This is a genomic window from Streptomyces sp. NBC_00885, assembly GCF_045207475.1.
In the GTDB taxonomy this organism is placed as follows: Bacteria; Actinomycetota; Actinomycetes; order Streptomycetales; family Streptomycetaceae; genus Streptomyces.
In genome coordinates this window covers 6,956,462-6,972,374 of record NZ_CP108796.1, presented here as the reverse complement: position 1 = coordinate 6,972,374, position 15,913 = coordinate 6,956,462, and the positions used below count along the sequence as shown (strand labels likewise).

Here is a 15,913-nt window from a genome sequence, read left to right as displayed (position 1 = left end):
CGATGCATCCGACGCCTCGGGGGGCAAGGTCGGCCCGGGCGCGGCGCGATCGACGCCATGCTCGACGGGGACCAGGGGCGCGAACCGGCCGCCGCGGGCGGGGAGATCGGCGGCCGACGCCCATCGCAGATGGACCAGCTCGACGACGACCGGCTGCACGACGAGACGGCCCGCTGCCGGGACATCGTCGCGGACGAACTGGGCACCGCTCCGGCGTCCTTCGCCTACCCGTACGGCTACTCCAACCGCCGGGTGCGCAGAGCGGTCCGGGCGGCGGGCTCCGCGCAATCGCTCGCCGTGGGCAACGCGCTCGCCCTGCCCCGGCAGGGGTCGTACGCCATCCAGCGGGTGACCGTACGGCGCTCCACCGGCATCGAGGAGTTCGAGCAGCTCGTCGAGGGGAGGTCGATCGCCCGGAACCTCGCCAAGCACCGTGCCCTCACCAAGGGGTACGCCGTAGTGCGCCGCACACGCCGGGCCGTCGGGCTGATCCGCGGGACCCCCGGCTGATGCCGGAGCCCGCTGCCCGGGCCGCGCCACCGGTCAAAACACCGTGCGCGCGGCGGTCCCGTGCCGGATCATGGGCGCATGTCTGCAAAGCCTCAGGACGCACTGCCGATCCGGCTCACCGTCGACGACAGCGATTCACCTTCGGACGTCGTCGACGCGCTGTTCCTCGGCCGCTTCGCGACGGGCGAGCAGCCGTACTCCCACAGCTCCACCATCGACCGTGTCAGGCCCGGCGCCACCCTGCTGCCTCCGGCAGCATCCGTACTGCGCTCCGCGCGGGACGACGACCGCAGCGCCACGCTCGCCGAGGGCGAGGGCTGGACTCTGCTCATCTCCCGCTGGAACCGCGGCGCGGACGTCACCGTCACAGCGGTCACCTCCGAGCTCGCCGAGAAGGTCCTGGGGCAGGCCACGGACGGCGCGGCCGACGAACCGGAGCCGCAGCCGGAGAACGTGACCATGGGATTCTGGTACGTCTCGCCGCGTCGCGGCCCGCACCGCACCACCCGCCAGATCGCCGCCGGTACCTGGGACGAGGTCCGGCCCAACTACACGGCGCCGGTGGCCGATGCGATGGACCGGCTGATGAAGGTCACGCCGGACGACATCGCAGGACGGCTGCTCCTGCTCCACGGCCCGCCCGGCACGGGCAAGACCTCCGCGCTGCGCACGCTGGCCCGCTCCTGGCGGGACTGGTGCCAGGTCGACTGCGTACTCGACCCCGAGCGGCTCTTCAACGACGTCGGCTACCTGATGGACATCGCGATCGGCGAGGACGAAGGCACCTCGAAGGGCCGCTGGCGACTGCTGCTCCTGGAGGACTGCGACGAGCTGATCCGCGGCGAGGCGAAGCACACCGCGGGCCAGGCGCTGTCCCGGCTGCTCAATCTCACGGACGGTCTGCTGGGCCAGGGCCGCAATGTCCTCGTGGGCGTGACGACCAACGAGGATCTGGAACGGCTCCACCCGGCGGTGGTCCGACCGGGCCGCTGTCTGGCCCGGATCGAGGTGGGGGCGCTGACCCGCAAGGAGTCGGTGAGCTGGCTGGGCACGGAGGAGGGAGTCGGCCGCGAGGGCGCGACGCTGGCCGAGCTGTACGCCCTGCGCCGCGGCCACAGCCCCACGTCGGTCCCCCTCCAGCACGACGGCGCGGACGCGGGCTTGTACCTCTGAGAGACCCGGAATCGGAGCCCCAGCGGCACGCGGTCAGCCGCCGTACGCCGCCCGCAGCGCGTCCCGCGCCGCCGACAGAGCCGCCTCCTGCGTCAGGCCGAGGCGATGCACCTGCTCGGCAAAGGCGGCCGCGGCCGCGGCCGCCCGGCGCTCGGCCGCATCGCCCGCTGCCGCGATGAACGTGCCGTTGCGGCCTCGGGTCTCGATCACTCCGTCGGTCTCCAGCGCGCGGTACGCCTTGGCGACGGTGTTGGCGGCGAGCCCGAGCTCCTCGGCGAGCCCGCGCACGGTCGGCAGTTTGTATCCAACCGGCAGTGCGCCGGACCGCGCCTGCTCGGAGATCTGGGTACGCACCTGTTCGTACGGAGCGAGGTCCGCATCGGCATCAATGGCGATCTTCAAGGTCACCAGCTGATTCTCCCTCACCGCCGGAAATTGAGAGGCGAGGCCACCCGGCGGGCACGTACCGTCCCTCCCCATGACCTTGATCGTCCGTGATTTCCGCCCCGATGACGCCGCGTCGGTGTCCCGCGTCCGGCATGCCGCCCTCCCGTACATGGTGACGACGCCCGAAGCCGTGGCCTTCGGTGTGGAGTCCGCCAACCCGGCCAAGAAGTACAGGCTGTTGATCGCCGAGAAGGACGGGGAGATCATCGGCACGGCCCATGCCGGCATCGCGTACGAGTCCAGTGAGCCGGGTCAGTCGTTCGTCACTCCGCACGTCCACCCGGAGCACCGTGGCCAGGGAGCAGGGGCGCTGATTCTGCGCACCGCCGAGGAGCATCTGGCGGCCGAAGGCGCGAGGACCGTCTACGCCTGGGTGATCGACGAGCCGGAGTCCCGCGCCTTCGCGGAGAAACACGGCTACCGGCCGACCCGTCCGGCCCACTTCCAGCGTCTTGACCTCGCGAACGGAACGCTGCCGCCGCTGCCTGAGCTGCCCGCGGGCGTCGAGCTGCGTACCGCCGCAGACTTCGAGGCGGACCCGCGGCCGATGTTCAGGGCCGATGCCGAGGCCACGTCGGACGAGCCCAGCGACATCGGCGCGGACTTCGACGACTACGACGACTGGATCAGCCACACCTGGAACAACCCGCTGCTCGACCGTGGGCTGAGCTCGGTCGTGCTGGTGGACGGCGAGGTCGCTGCCTTCACAGCGGCCCAGTCGGACGGCGGCACCCGCTATATGTCCGGCATGACGGGCACGCTGCGCGCTCATCGCGGGCGGGGTTTCGCGAAGCTCGCAAAGACCGACTCCCTGCGCCGCGCCCGCGCGGCGGGCTACACAGAAGCGTTCACCAGTAATGACGCCGACAATGGCCCCATGCTGGCGATCAACAAGTGGTTCGGTTACGAGATCTGCGCGACGGAGGTACGGCATGTCCGCACGCTCGGTTGAGGTGGTCCTGGTCAAGGCGGGCCGGACCAAGATCCGTTACGCCGCGGAGCTGCTCGCGGACGACGGTACCCATGTGACGGTGCGCGCGCCGTGGGCGGGCGAACAGGCTCGTGACTTCGGCTTCGTACGCTTCGAGGCGGGCGATGTGTTCACCGAGCACTACTGGCGGGACCGCTGGTACTCGGTGAAGGAGGTCAGCTCGGGCGACGGCGCGCTGAAGGGCTGGTACTGCGACATCACCCGCCCAGCCGTCCTGGACGGCGACGAGCTGGTCGTCGAGGACCTGGACCTCGATCTGTGGGTGTCGGCGGACGGGGCCCAGGTGCTGCGGCTGGACGAGGACGAGTTCGAGGAGAGCGGCCTCGCCGCCCGCGACCCGGCCGCCGCCGAGCGTGCGGTGGACGCCCTCGACGAGCTCGAAGTCCTCGCCCACCGGGGCAAGTTGACCGACCTCCTCGATCGGACCGGTCGTTAGGCGAGCTGCTTGCGGTAGCGGACGGGTCGTACGGCCCGCCCACGCGGGGCCCTCAGAAGCGCCAGCTGTAGCGGCGCTCGGGTCTGCCCGCGGCTCCGTACCGCAAGGACACCTCAGCGTGGCCCGTGCACTGGAAGTGTTCGAGGTAACGGCGGGCGCTGACGCGGGAAATGCCGGCCCGGGCCGCGCACTCGGCGGCGGACAGCGATCCGTCGATACCGCGCAGCGTCCGCTCGACGAGTCCCGCGGTCTCTACGCTCATGCCCTTCGGCAGCGCAGGGCTCGATGAGGGCAGGGCGGTCCCGGCCAGCACCCGGTCCACGTCGGTCTGGTCCCTGACGACTGAGGCGAGCAGGCTGCTGCGCTGGGCGGCGTATCGTTCGAGGCGCGGACGCAGGTCTTCGAACTCGAACGGTTTCAAGAGGTAGTTGACCACGCCCTGGCGGACGGAGCGGCGGACCGCGGCTGCCTCGCGCGCGGCAGTGATCACCATGACGTCACAGTCATGGCCGGCGGTCCGGAGACGTGGAATGACATCCAGTCCGAACATGTCCGGAAGATACAGGTCGAGCAGGACCAGGTCGGGGCGCAGCTCGCCGACGGCTGTGACCGCCTGTTCGCCGGTGTTCGCCGTGCCGACGACCCGGAACGGCTCGACGCGGTCGACGAAGGCCCGGTGGACTTTCGCCACCATGAAGTCGTCGTCGACAACCAGCACGTCGATCATCAGGAGGCTCCTTCCGGTACCGCGTCGGCCAGGTGGCCGACGGACATCCGAGCGGTGAACATGGCACCGTCGGGCGTGTTGGCCACCGCGACCTCGCCGCCGCGGCGCTTGCAGACGAGCCGGGTGAGCGCCAGTCCGATGCCACGCTCCCCCTCCTGGGCGGCCTTCGTGGTGAACCCGTGTGAGAACACTTCGTGGGCGAGTTCGGGCGCTACTCCGGGGCCGGAGTCGCGCACCACGATCTCCACGCTGGACGCGTCCTGCCGCAGTTCGACCTCCACCCAGGCCTCGTGGCCGTGGTCGTCGCCCGCCCCGGCGGCATCGACGGCATTGTCGACGAGGTTGCCGAGTACCGTCGCCACGTCCGCGGAGTCCTCCGGCGCCAGCCGGTCGAGCGACGTACGCTCCGAGACACGCAGCGCGACCTTGCGTTCCGCCGCAAGTGACGACTTCGCCATCAACAGAGCGCCGACTGGCATGTCGCGGATTCGCCTGTTCACGGTCATGTCCAGCGACTGGCGGTGCCTGCTCAGCGCGCGGACGTACCGCACCACATCGTCGTGCTTGCCTATCTGGATCAGTCCGGAGATCGTGTGCAGCTGATTGGCGAACTCATGGCCCTGCGCGCGCAAGAGCTCGGCGGAACTGCGGAACGATCCGATCTCGCGTTCCAGCTGGGCCAGTTCGGTACGGTCCCGCAGGGTCGTGACCGAGCCGAGCCGGCGGCCGTCCTTGGTGACCGTCATCCGGTTCATCACCAGCACCCGGCCCCGGCGTATGACGACCTCGTCGCGTCGTCCGGCTGTGTCACTGGGGGAACCGGCCAGCACGTCGTGCAGTCGGCCCTCGATCCCGAGGTCGGCCAGACTCATCCCCACACAGTTCTCGGGCAGATCGAGCAACCGCCTGCCGACCGCGTTCACCAAGGTGAGCCGCAACTGCGGGTCGAGGGCGATCACGCCTTCGGCAATCCCGTACAGCATCGCCTCGCGGTGCTCGGCCAGCCCGGCGATCTCGCGGGGCTCAAGTCCGAGGGTCTGGCGCTTGGTACGCCGGGCCAGCAGCCACGATCCGATCAGGCCGATGCCGCTCGCGATGCCGAGGTAGGCGAGCAGATACGACGACGCGTTGCTCAGCCGCTGCCAGGCCGTCGGTGACGCCTCGCTGACCATCACCGTCCCCAGGTGGCGGCCGAGGTTGTGCTGAGCCGCACCGATCACCGGGACCTGGGCCGCCATGTGGCTGGAGCCGTCCAGCGTCACTTCGCCGGACCAGCCGCGGGCCTCGGCGACGCCGGGACCGAGTGACATCCGGTCACCGACCGTCGTGGGATTCGTGGAGCTGACGATCTTGCCGCTGCCGTCGGCGACGGCCACGGACGTAACGCCGGACTGGGTCAGGGTGGTCTGCACCAGGGGGGCGAGTACCTCTCCCGGTGCCGGCCGGTCGAGCTGGCTGCGCACCAAGGGGTTCCCGGCCATCTGTTCTGCCAGCGCGGTGACCCGGCGTCCTTCCACCCGTTCGAAGGTCGCTTCGGACTGAGCCAGTGAGATCGCGGCGACCGCCACCAGCACCGCCACGATGATGGCGAGCTGCAGCACCAGCAGCTCGCCGGCGAGTGTATGGCGGCGAAACTTCACGACCACAATGAACTCAACCTTCAATGCTGACACAACGCAGACGGGGTGTCTGCCGAGTCGCACAATCATGGCGTCCGAGTGCCCGAAGCGAAAGAGACCAGCCATGAGAGCAAGAAGAGCCGCCCTCGTCGGTGCCCTGACCGCCGTGTCGATTCTCACTGTCAGTGCCTGCGGCGCCACTGGGCAGAAGCAGGAGAAGGGCAAGAGCGACGGGCCCGTCACCGGCCTGCGGATCATGGTCCCCAACACCCCGGGCGGCGGGTACGACACCACGGCGCGGACCGCGGCCAAGGTGATGGAGGACACCAAGATCGCGTCCGGTATCCAGGTCTTCAACCTTCCGGGCGCAGGCGGCACGGTCGGCCTGCAGCGCACGGTGAACGAAAAGGGCAATGGCAAGCTGGCCATGCAGATGGGGCTGGGAGTCGTCGGCGCGTCGTACGCCGCGAAGTCGAAGGCGACGCTCTCGCAGACCACACCGATCGCCAAGCTGATGGAGGAGGCGGGCGCGATTGTCGTGCCCAAGGACTCGCCCTACAAGACGATCGGCGATCTCGTCGCCGCGTGGAAGAAGAACCCCAAGGGCATCGCTGTCGGCGGCGGCTCGTCGCCCGGCGGGCCGGACCATCTTCTGCCTATGCAGCTCGCCAAGACGGTCGGTATCGACCCGAAGAAGGTCAACTACATCGGTTACGACGGCGGCGGCGAGCTGCTCCCGGCCATCCTCGGCAACAAGATCGCCTTCGGTGCCAGCGGTTTCGGTGAGTTCCTCGACCAGATCGAGGCGGGTCAGGTGCGGGTGCTCGCGGTGACCAGCGAGAAGGGGGTCGAAGCCCTTGGGTATGTCCCGACGCTGAAGTCTGAGGGTATCGACCTCGTCTTCACCAACTGGCGCGGAATCGTCGCCCCGCCGGGCATCAGCGACGCCGACAAGCAGGTCTGGATCGACTCGCTGACCGCGATGCACGACTCCAAGGAGTGGAAGGACGAGCTGACCAAGCACGGCTGGACCGACGCGTTCATGGCAGGCGACAAGTTCGCCACCTACCTGACGGAACAGGACAAGGCCGTCGCCGCCATCCTCACCGAACTCGGCCTGGCATGAGCCTGCACGTCAACGAGCGGGACGAAACGAGTCACCGCCCGTCACCGGGCGGGGACCGCGCACAGTACGGAGTGTGCGCGTTCCTCGCCCTGGTGGGGGTGCTCGTCATCGTCGACGCCGTCCGGACCGGAAACGCGACAAGCAGCACCGATCCGCTCGGCCCGCGCACGCTGCCGGTGATCCTCGGCGTTCTTCTTCTCGTGGTCGCGCTGGTGTACGTCATCGACGTCGCGCGAGGCGGTCGCGGCGAACCGGAGGCCGGCGAGGACGTCGACCTGACGACCCCCATCGACTGGCGCACGGTGCTGCTGATGATGGGCGCCTTCGCCGTCAATGCGGTGCTGATCGAACCCCTCGGCTGGGTGATCAGCGGGTCCGTCCTCTTCTGGGGAACGGCCTTCGCCCTGGGCAACCGGCACTACGTGCGCAACCTCGCGATCTCGGTCGCGCTGTCGCTGATCACCTTCTACGCCTTCGCGATCGGGCTCGGCGTCAATCTCCCGGCCGGCGTGCTGCAAGGAATCCTGTGATGGACAACCTGAATCATCTGCTCGAGGGGTTCGCGCACGTCGTCACCCCGATGAACCTCCTGCTGGCGCTGATCGGCGTCACCATCGGCACGGCCGTCGGAGTCCTCCCCGGTATAGGCCCGGCCATGACTGTGGCTCTGCTGCTGCCCGTGACCTACGGAATGGAGCCCACGCGGGCATTCATCATGTTCGCCGGCATCTTCTACGGAGGCATGTACGGCGGGTCGACCACCTCGATCCTGCTGAACACCCCCGGCGAATCGTCCTCGGTCGTCACCGCCATCGAGGGCAACAAGATGGCCAAGGCCGGCCGGGCGGCGCAGGCGCTCGCCACAGCGGCGATCGGATCCTTCGTCGCCGGAACGATCGGCACCCTGCTGCTGGTACTGGTCGCGCCGCTGGTGGTGCAGTTCGCTGTCAGCCTCGGCGCACCGGACTACTTCGCGATCATGCTGCTGTCCTTCATCGCGGTCACCGCGGTGCTCGGCGCGTCCCGCGTCCGCGGATTCGCCTCGCTGCTCATCGGACTGGTGATCGGCATCGTCGGAATCGACTCGGTGTCCGGACAGCAGCGACTCACCTTCGGCATCCCCCAACTCGCCGACGGCATCGATGTGGTGGTGGTCGCCGTCGGCATCTTCGCCGTCGGCGAGGCCCTGTGGGTGGCCGCGCATCTGCGGCGCAAGCCCGCGGGGGTCATCCCGGTCGGCGTGCCGTGGATGGGCCGACAGGACTGGAAACGGTCATGGAAGCCGTGGTTGCGCGGCACGGCGTACGGTTTTCCGCTCGGGGCCATGCCGGCCGGCGGCGCGGAGATCCCGACGTTTCTGTCGTACGCCACGGAGAAGAAACTCACCAAGCACCCCGAGGAGTTCGGCAAGGGGGCGATCGAGGGTGTGGCGGGCCCCGAAGCCGCCAACAACGCTTCCGCGGCGGGCACCCTGGTGCCGATGCTCGCCATCGGGCTGCCGACGAACGCGACCGCCGCGGTGATGCTCGCGGCGTTCCAGTCGTACGGCATCCAGCCTGGCCCGCTGCTGTTCGAGCGTGAGTCGACCCTTGTCTGGGCGCTGATCGCCAGCCTTTTCATCGGCAACCTGTTGCTGCTCCTGCTGAACCTTCCACTTGCGCCTGCCTGGGCCAGGCTGCTGCGCATCCCCCGCCCCTACCTGTATGCGGGAATCGTGTTCTTCGCATCGATGGGCGCCTACGCGGTCAACGCACAGCCCCTGGACTTGTTCCTCCTGCTGCTGCTGGGCCTCCTCGGTTTCGCCATGCGGAGATTCGGGCTGCCGGTGCTGCCGCTGATCGTGGGCGTCATCCTCGGCCCGCGCGCAGAACTGCAGGGCCGGCGCTCGCTCCAGCTGTCGGGCGGTGACCTGTCCGGTCTGCTGGGCGGGCCGGTCTCCTACGTGATCTACACGGTGATCGTGCTCTTGCTGGCCTGGCCGCTGGTCCGCCGGTACATCGTGCGTCCGGCCCTCGAGCGACGTGCCTGAGAAGGAGCCAGCCATGACCGTACTGGTCGGATATGTACCGACGCCGGAAGGCGAGGCCGCCCTGCGGGCGGGAATCGACGAGGCCCGCACCAAGGGCGAGACCCTGCTGGTGGTGAACACAACGCGAGGCGATGCATATGCCGACCGCGCCTTCGCGGAGCAGAAGGACCTCGACCACGTCCGGCGGGAACTGACCGAGCTGGGTGTCGACTTCGAGATTCGCCAGGTGGTCGGCGGGCGCGACGCCGACGAAGAGATCCTCGACGTGGCGGTGTCGTCCGAAGCCTCCCTGATAGTGATCGGGCTGAGGCACCGCAGCCCGGTCGGCAAACTCATCATGGGCTCCGCGGCGCAGCGGATCCTCCTGGGCGCGCTGTGCCCGGTTCTCGCGGTGAAAGCCGATTCCTGACGTCCCGGCCTCGGGTAGTTCCCCGGGACATAGCCGCGTGCGGCCCCGGGGAAGCCCGTGCGAACGGGGACCCGTACACAACGATTGGGTAGCCAGTGGTACTGAAAACCTTCGGCTGGTCGTTCGCAGTCACTGCGCTCGGCCTGGTCGCTGCGGTGTTGTACGGAGGATGGGCGGCCTTCGGGCTCGTCGCCATCCTCTCGATTCTCGAGATCTCGCTGTCCTTCGACAACGCGGTGGTCAACGCCGGCGTGCTGAAGAAGATGAGCGAGTTCTGGCAGAAGATCTTCCTCACCATTGGTGTCCTGATCGCCGTCTTCGGCATGCGGCTGATCTTCCCGGTCGTGATCGTCGCGGTCACCGCGAAGATCGGGCCCATCAAGGCCGTCGACCTCGCATTGAACGACCACGACATGTACGAGCAGCTGGTCACCGACGCCCACCCGGCGATCGCCGCCTTCGGTGGCATCTTCCTGCTGATGATCTTCCTCGACTTCATCTTCGAGGACCGGGACATCAAGTGGCTCGGCTGGCTCGAGCGGCCGCTCGCCAAGCTCGGCAAGGTCGACATGCTCTCGGCGTGCATCGCGCTGATCGTCCTGCTGGCCACCGCGGCGACCTTCGCGGTCCACGCCCACCAGTACGGCGGGGAGCACGTCGACAAGTCGGGGACGGTGCTCACCGCGGGTATCGCCGGCCTCATCACGTACATGGTCGTCAGTGGTCTCTCCGGCTACTTCGAGAACAAGCTCGAGGAAGAGGAGGAGCGCGAGCACGAGGCCGAGGAGGAGGCCAGGAAGGCCGGCAAGCCGGTCTCGGCCGTCAAACTCGTCGGCAGGGCGGCCTTCTTCATGTTCCTGTACCTCGAGGTCCTCGACGCGTCGTTCTCCTTCGACGGCGTCATCGGCGCCTTCGCGGTCAGCAACGACCCGGTGGTCATCGCGCTCGGCCTCGGCATCGGAGCCATGTACGTCCGGTCGCTCACGGTCTACCTGGTCCGCCAGGGCACCCTGGACGACTACGTCTACCTGGAGCACGGCGCGCACTACGCGATCGGCGCCCTCGCCGTGATCCTCCTCGTCACCATCCAGTACGAGATCAACGAGGTCATCACCGGTCTCGTCGGCGTCGTGCTGATCGCCTGGTCCTTCTGGTCCTCGGTGCGCCGCAACAAGGCGCTGGCGACCGCAGATCTCTGTGCAACTTCGCAGGCTGACGGAGCCGCTGCCTGACGATGCCTGTCGGGAGGGATGCAGGCCGTCGTCGCGAAGACGACTACCGCAGGAGCCAGTTCCTGGTCAGGGCCATGACCTCCGCGCGGCTGTGGCCGCCGTGGTCGGCGGCGATGACATAGCTGCCGATCCGCACCGAGAAGGTGAGCATGCAGCGGACCTCGACGTCGTCCTCGTCGGGACAGAACTCGCCGAACAGCGAACGCAGGTAGTCCATGCGCCGGTTGTCGGCGCGCCGCAGCCGCTCGGCGACGGCCTCGTCGCGCCGGGCCCAGTCGCGGATCGCGAGGTCGGCCGCCACGCCCGTCGTCGGGCCGTCGCCGTACGAGGCGACGATCGTGAACAGCCGGTCCAGCCTGGCCCTGGCCTCTCCGCCGCCGCTCTCGACCCGCTCGATCACCGCCTCGGTGACCTCGCGCTCCCACGTGTCGAGCATCTCGGTGAGCAGCGCGCCCCGGTTGCGGAAGTACCCGTAGAAGCCGCCCTTGCTGACGCCGAGCGCCTGCGCCAGCGACTCGATCCGGACGGCCTCCGGGCCGCCTGCGGCGAGCGCCCGCAGCCCCTCCTCGATCCACTTGCCGCGAGGCGTGCGGGTCGTGCCCATGATGTGTCTCCGCTCCCGTCTCCCCTCATCTATACGGTGCCGTATAGATGAGTGCTAGCCTTCTTCTATACGGCATCGTATAGATAGGGGCTTGCTCATGAGACTCCCGAAAACCGCCCACACCTCCCGTGCCTGGCGGATCCACGAGATCGCCGGTGACTTCCGCATTGAGGACGTGTGGGCACTGCCGACACCAGGCGGCCCCGACGACCTCGCACGGCTCGTGGACCAGTTCGCCGGCGGCAAGGGGGATCCCGTCCCCTCTCCCGTGGGACGCATACTCTTCGCACTCCGCTGGAAGCTCGGGGCCCTGCTCGGCTGGGACAAGCCCGCCGACGGCCTCGGCGGCCGGGTGCCGACGCTGCGCGACCGGCTGCCGGTGGACCTCCGCGAGGGCCCCCGCGGGCCGGACCTCAACGCACTTCCGTTCGCCTCCGTCTACCAGACACATGACGAGTGGGCGGCCGAGACAGCCAACCGGACCATGCATGGGGTGATGCACATCGGCTGGGTCCCGGACGGGGCCGGTGGCTACCGCGGCCAGATGGCCGTCCTGGTGAAACCGAACGGGGTGTTCGGCGCCATATACATGCTGGGTATCAAGCCCTTCCGGTACCTGGGGGTGTATCCGGCGCTGCTTCGAGGGATCGGACGCGAGTGGGAGGCGAGGACCGGGGAGAAGAGCGCGGGCTGACGATCCGATGCGTTTGCCGAAGCGGCAACAAGACTCGCGACGACCGCGACGAACCCCGCATGATCGGGAACAGGATCTTGGCAGACGGCGGATCGAGAGTCCCGGAGGATTCATGTCGCAGCAGTCGACGCGGTTGTCAGCGCAGCAGGCCACTTGGCAGGCCACGGAGGTCACTCACCGGCTGGTCCCCTCGCCCACGGGCCGGATCCACCTGGTGGAGCAGGGCACCGGGCCGCTGGTGCTCCTCGTGCACGGCTTCCCCGAGTCCTGGTACTCCTGGCGCCACCAGCTGCCGGTGCTGGCCGCGGCCGGGTACCGCGCGGTCGCCATCGACGTCCGCGGCTACGGCCGTTCCTCCAAGCCCGGTGGCACGGACGTGTACCGGATGCTTGATCTGGTGGCGGACAACGCGGCGGTCGTGCACGCCCTGGGCGAACAGTCCGCGGTGATCGTCGGCCACGACTGGGGAGCGGCCATCGCCGCCAACTCCGCCCTGATCAGGCCGGACGTCTTCCGCGCGGTGGGGCTGCTGAGTATTCCCTACGCCCCGCGCGGCGGACCGAGGCCCAGCGAGCTCTTCCACCGGATGGGCGGCGAAGAGGAGTTCTACGTCTCCTACTTCCAGGAGCCCGGTCGTGCCGAGGCCGAGATCGAGCCCGACGTGCGCGGCTGGCTCGCGGGCTTCTACGCCGCCCTGTCCGCCGACACCATGCCCGCACCCGGCGCGCCCGGCCCGCACTTCGTCAGCCGGGGCGGGACGCTGAGGGACCGGTTCCCCGTCGGCCGGCTGCCCGCCTGGCTCAGTGATAGCGACCTCGACGTCTACGCCGGGGAGTTCGAGCGGACCGGCTTGAGCGGGGCGCTCAACCGCTACCGGAACATGGACCGCGACTGGGAAGACCTCGCCGACTTCGACGGCGCCTCCATCACCCAGCCGTCCCTGTTCATCGGCGGCAGCCAGGACGCCTCCACCACCTGGCTGGCCGACGCGATCAAGGCGTACCCCGTTACGCTGCCCGGCCTGACCGCCTCCCACATCCTCGACGGCTGCGGCCACTGGATCCAGCAGGAGCAGCCCACCGAAGTCAACCGGATCCTGACCGACTGGCTCGCCGCCCTGCCCGTCTGAAGCCTGACGCGAAGCCCGGACACCTGTCCGGAAGGCGACTTCCGTCCTCACCCGCCGGACGTAACTCCCCCGCCGAGGTTGCGACGAGATCCGGGGCGCAGCGCAAGCGCGCACCATATGGCCGCCGCCGTCAGTGCGGCCCCGGCCATCGCACCCAGCACCGGTGCCTCCGGCCGCCAGCCCAGCGAAAGCCGGGTGCCCAGCATGGTGAGCACGACCGCGATCCCACCCGGGGAGTAGACCGGCACCCTGGCGGCGGCAGCCCGCAGTACGGCTGCCGCCGCCAGGCCGGTCACGGTCCAGGCGACCAGATACGGCCATTTGGGCCCCGGAGCGGCGGGCGGCAGCCCGTACTCCTCGGGGCCGATATGGAACAAGGCGCCTGCCCAGCCCAGGCCCACTCCGAGCACGGTGATGCCCGCCACCCACAGGGCGTGGCGCCACAGCGGTCCGGACAGCAGGGCTTCTTCGTCATTGTCAGGGCTGGAGGGGGTCAGGAGTTCGATCACGCCCAGAAGGACGCGCCCCGGCGGCCGCACGTTGCCCCCGAACGTCATCCGCCGCACTCGTTCAATACGTCCCACCATGAGCCCGGAGGCGTATCGTCCCGGCCGTGACCAGCGGTGGAAGCCGGTGGACCGGCCGCTGACGACTCCGGTGAGGACCGCGATGCGAAAGATCATCCTGATGATGTCGGTGTCCCTCGACGGCTTCTTCGAGGGCCCGGACCGCCAGATCGACTGGCACCTCGTCGACGACGAGCTGCACCGCCACTTCAACGACCAGCTCAGGACGATGGGCGCCTTCCTGCACGGCCGCTTCACCTACGAACTCATGGCGGAGTTCTGGCCCACGGCCGACGCCGACCCGTCAATTACCGCTCCCATGGCGGAGTTTGCCGGAATCTGGCGGGAGATGCCGAAGATCGTGTACTCCCGCACCCTGAAGCGGGCCGACTGGAACACGACGATCGTGCGGGACGTCGTCGTGGACGAGGTCATGGCCCTCAAGTCCCAGCCGGGCGGCGACCTGGCCCTCGGCGGGGCGGACCTCGCGGCGACCTTCATGGAGCGCGACCTGATCGACGAGAACCGCGTCTACATCCACCCGGTCCTCATCGGCCGGGGCAGGCCCCTGTTCCCGACGTCGGACGCGAGGACGACGCTCCGGCTCGCGGAGACGCGGGCGTTCGGTAACGGGGTTGTGCTCCTGCGGTACGAGCGCGCTGGGGCTCCCTCGCCTGGTTAGTCTCTGCCTCGATCGCAGGGATGCCCCGGCCTGTGCCGAGATGCTCGCAGGAGTTCAAGGTGCCCGCTGGCCTGTCACTCCGGGGTGAACTCGTACTGCAGCTCGTAGAGATGTCCTGCCTTGACCATGACCGTGGCTTCGATGGGGCGGTCGTGGTCGCTGTACACCACGCGCAGGGTCCGGAGGACGGGAAGATCGCTGGGCAGTCGAAGTGCCGTGTACTGCTCCTGCGTGGGAACGCGCGCGGAGATCCTGTCCACGCTCTGCCTCGGCGGGTATCCGAGCTCAGCAATGAGAGTTGGCGTACCGCCCTTGATCTTGCGGCGCTCCATCAACGCGGTACCCCGGGCAATTTCCACGGGGTAGTAGGACGTGACCAGTTCAGCCGGCTCGTCGCCGAGCAGGAGCACCTGGCGACGCATCAGGGCTGTGCCGCCCTCCGGAAGGTTCAGGGCGGCGCAGACGTCCGCAGGGGGCACGGCTTCCCCGACGTCGAGCAGTCGGCTCCGCGCAGGCGCGCCGTGCTTCGCGGCCTCGGTGAGCCAGCGGTACGGCGCACCTGGCTCCGCCGGAGCCATGTACGACGCGGGCCGCATGGTCCGCTGCCGGTGTTCGCGGACCGTGACGGCCGCGCCTGCCCGTCCGATGACCAGGCCCTCGTCCTTGAGGAGCTGCAATGCCTTCTGCACGGTGGCGTTCGAGGCGTCGAACCTGGCTTTGAGCTGCACTGTGGATGGCAGCTTGGCCCCGGGGCCGAGGTCGCCGCTCATGATTTCGTCGCGCAGGTCGGCGGCGATCCGCTCGTGCAGGGAGCGGTGGTCGAACGTGTTCGCTTCGGTCGTGGGCACTGTCATCCGATTCTGAGCTCGTATCGCAGCCGCTGACGGTCGGCGGGCATGGTCATCATGTCCACTTGAATCGCCTGGTCGTCGCTGTCCAGTGTGGTCCGAGTCAGCTGCAGGACAGGGGTGTCCGGCTCGGTCTGCAAGGCCTCCCGTTCTTCTGCATGGGGCATCCGAGCGATCACGTCCTCACGGACGCGTACGCCAACGTGCCCGAGCTCGGCGAGGAGCGTGACCGCACCCCCTGGGATCTTGGCCGTCCCGGCAAGACGGGTCCCCCCGGCGATGTCCAAGGGGTAGTAGGTGTCCGTCAGTTCGCACGGCTGGCCGTCGAAGAACATCATGCGCCGACGCACGACGACCGCATCCCCTTCGGCGACCCCCAGCGCCTCCGCCACCTCGGCCGGCGCAGCCACCTCGCCCGCGTGAAGGATGCGCTGACTGCCTCTCTTGCCTGCCTCGGCCCCCCAGGCATCGGGCTGCCCCTTTCCCCGTGGCGTGAGATACGGCATCGAGGTGCTGACCCAGTCGCTGGTGCCCACGGCGTCCTCCTGCACAGGTGACGATCTCCCGACCTTGCTGCTTTACACAGTAAGCGCATCACCCACCGTATCCACTTTGGCCAAGCTTGCCACTTTTCGTGAATAGCAGTACGGTTCTCGGGAGCCTACAGCCCCGGATCAAGGTGGTGTTCACC

At 68.7% G+C, this 15,913-nt stretch carries 18 protein-coding genes and 1 pseudogene; 12 read left to right on the top strand and 7 right to left on the bottom strand.

Translation table 11 applies throughout. The features are described 5' to 3' along the window. Positions 1 to 42 precede the first annotated feature (42 nt). Together OHA61_RS31710 and OHA61_RS31705 are read left to right on the top strand one after the other, a co-directional pair. A pseudogene (locus OHA61_RS31710) lies at positions 43 to 510 on the top strand (polysaccharide deacetylase family protein); the annotation flags it as partial. A 78-nt stretch (positions 511 to 588) separates the two neighbouring features. Beyond that, a complete protein-coding gene (locus OHA61_RS31705; protein WP_406305922.1) occupies positions 589 to 1,683 on the top strand; it encodes a DUF5925 domain-containing protein in 1,095 nt (364 codons plus the stop codon). A gap of 33 nt (positions 1,684 to 1,716) precedes the next feature. Here the strand turns inward: OHA61_RS31705 and OHA61_RS31700 are convergent, their stop codons facing one another. Further along, positions 1,717 to 2,091 carry a GntR family transcriptional regulator gene (locus OHA61_RS31700; protein ID WP_406305921.1) on the bottom strand — a complete coding sequence of 125 codons (375 nt, stop codon included), beginning with the start codon at positions 2,089 to 2,091 and terminating at the stop codon, positions 1,717 to 1,719. A 70-nt stretch (positions 2,092 to 2,161) separates the two neighbouring features. Between OHA61_RS31700 and OHA61_RS31695 the strand changes: the two genes are divergently transcribed. Both OHA61_RS31695 and OHA61_RS31690 read left to right on the top strand, forming a co-directional pair. Then, positions 2,162 to 3,082, top strand: coding sequence for a GNAT family N-acetyltransferase (locus OHA61_RS31695; protein ID WP_406305919.1), 921 nt, complete (start codon positions 2,162 to 2,164; stop codon positions 3,080 to 3,082). Continuing rightward, entirely contained in the window at positions 3,063 to 3,557 is a 495-nt protein-coding gene (locus tag OHA61_RS31690; RefSeq protein WP_406305918.1) for a DUF402 domain-containing protein, read from the top strand. Before OHA61_RS31695 ends, OHA61_RS31690 begins: the two co-directional genes overlap by 20 nt. Positions 3,558 to 3,609: 52 nt before the next feature. Here OHA61_RS31690 and OHA61_RS31685 read toward each other — a convergent pair whose 3' ends face one another. Both OHA61_RS31685 and OHA61_RS31680 read right to left on the bottom strand, forming a co-directional pair. Beyond that, positions 3,610 to 4,284 (bottom strand): response regulator, encoded by a 675-nt coding sequence (locus OHA61_RS31685; protein WP_328679635.1) that lies wholly within the window; start codon positions 4,282 to 4,284, stop codon positions 3,610 to 3,612. Further along, the gene (locus OHA61_RS31680; protein WP_406305917.1) at positions 4,284 to 5,930 is read right to left on the bottom strand and encodes an ATP-binding protein; all 1,647 of its coding nucleotides are present in this window, start codon (positions 5,928 to 5,930) and stop codon (positions 4,284 to 4,286) included. The genes OHA61_RS31685 and OHA61_RS31680 overlap by 1 nt, the downstream gene beginning before the upstream one ends. Before the next feature lie 97 nt (positions 5,931 to 6,027). On the opposite strand from OHA61_RS31680, the gene OHA61_RS31675 reads away from it, so the two are divergent. From OHA61_RS31675 to OHA61_RS31655, 5 genes are all read left to right on the top strand, one after another. Next, positions 6,028 to 7,029: a Bug family tripartite tricarboxylate transporter substrate binding protein gene (locus OHA61_RS31675; RefSeq protein ID WP_406305916.1), complete on the top strand. Its 1,002-nt coding sequence runs from the start codon at positions 6,028 to 6,030 to the stop codon at positions 7,027 to 7,029. After that, entirely contained in the window at positions 7,026 to 7,559 is a 534-nt protein-coding gene (locus tag OHA61_RS31670) for a tripartite tricarboxylate transporter TctB family protein (RefSeq protein WP_406305915.1), read from the top strand. The genes OHA61_RS31675 and OHA61_RS31670 overlap by 4 nt, the downstream gene beginning before the upstream one ends. Then, positions 7,559 to 9,058 (top strand): tripartite tricarboxylate transporter permease, encoded by a 1,500-nt coding sequence (locus OHA61_RS31665; RefSeq protein WP_406305914.1) that lies wholly within the window; start codon positions 7,559 to 7,561, stop codon positions 9,056 to 9,058. Before OHA61_RS31670 ends, OHA61_RS31665 begins: the two co-directional genes overlap by 1 nt. A gap of 13 nt (positions 9,059 to 9,071) precedes the next feature. Further along, entirely contained in the window at positions 9,072 to 9,467 is a 396-nt protein-coding gene (locus tag OHA61_RS31660; protein WP_406305913.1) for a universal stress protein, read from the top strand. A 95-nt stretch (positions 9,468 to 9,562) separates the two neighbouring features. Then, positions 9,563 to 10,699 (top strand): DUF475 domain-containing protein, encoded by a 1,137-nt coding sequence (locus OHA61_RS31655; protein WP_406305912.1) that lies wholly within the window; start codon positions 9,563 to 9,565, stop codon positions 10,697 to 10,699. Positions 10,700 to 10,742: 43 nt separating this feature from the next. On the opposite strand, the gene OHA61_RS31650 is transcribed toward OHA61_RS31655, so the two are convergent. Continuing rightward, positions 10,743 to 11,303, bottom strand: a complete 561-nt coding sequence (locus OHA61_RS31650) for a TetR/AcrR family transcriptional regulator (RefSeq protein WP_406305911.1) — start codon at positions 11,301 to 11,303, stop codon at positions 10,743 to 10,745. A gap of 97 nt (positions 11,304 to 11,400) precedes the next feature. On the opposite strand from OHA61_RS31650, the gene OHA61_RS31645 reads away from it, so the two are divergent. Both OHA61_RS31645 and OHA61_RS31640 read left to right on the top strand, forming a co-directional pair. Next, the gene (locus tag OHA61_RS31645) at positions 11,401 to 11,997 is read left to right on the top strand and encodes a DUF2867 domain-containing protein (RefSeq protein WP_406305910.1); all 597 of its coding nucleotides are present in this window, start codon (positions 11,401 to 11,403) and stop codon (positions 11,995 to 11,997) included. A 112-nt stretch (positions 11,998 to 12,109) separates the two neighbouring features. Beyond that, a complete protein-coding gene (locus OHA61_RS31640) occupies positions 12,110 to 13,126 on the top strand; it encodes an alpha/beta fold hydrolase (protein ID WP_406305909.1) in 1,017 nt (338 codons plus the stop codon). Positions 13,127 to 13,173: 47 nt separating this feature from the next. Here the strand turns inward: OHA61_RS31640 and OHA61_RS31635 are convergent, their stop codons facing one another. Continuing rightward, entirely contained in the window at positions 13,174 to 13,809 is a 636-nt protein-coding gene (locus OHA61_RS31635) for a hypothetical protein (protein WP_406305908.1), read from the bottom strand. Between OHA61_RS31635 and OHA61_RS31630 the strand changes: the two genes are divergently transcribed. Further along, on the top strand, positions 13,796 to 14,374 hold the full coding sequence (locus tag OHA61_RS31630; protein ID WP_406305907.1) for a dihydrofolate reductase family protein: 579 nt from the start codon (positions 13,796 to 13,798) through the stop codon (positions 14,372 to 14,374). The genes OHA61_RS31635 and OHA61_RS31630 overlap by 14 nt on opposite strands. A 74-nt stretch (positions 14,375 to 14,448) precedes the next feature. Here the strand turns inward: OHA61_RS31630 and OHA61_RS31625 are convergent, their stop codons facing one another. Both OHA61_RS31625 and OHA61_RS31620 read right to left on the bottom strand, forming a co-directional pair. Continuing rightward, positions 14,449 to 15,228, bottom strand: coding sequence for a GntR family transcriptional regulator (locus tag OHA61_RS31625; protein ID WP_406305906.1), 780 nt, complete (start codon positions 15,226 to 15,228; stop codon positions 14,449 to 14,451). Next, positions 15,225 to 15,758: a GntR family transcriptional regulator gene (locus tag OHA61_RS31620; RefSeq protein WP_406305905.1), complete on the bottom strand. Its 534-nt coding sequence runs from the start codon at positions 15,756 to 15,758 to the stop codon at positions 15,225 to 15,227. The genes OHA61_RS31625 and OHA61_RS31620 overlap by 4 nt, the downstream gene beginning before the upstream one ends. Positions 15,759 to 15,913 lie beyond the last annotated feature (155 nt).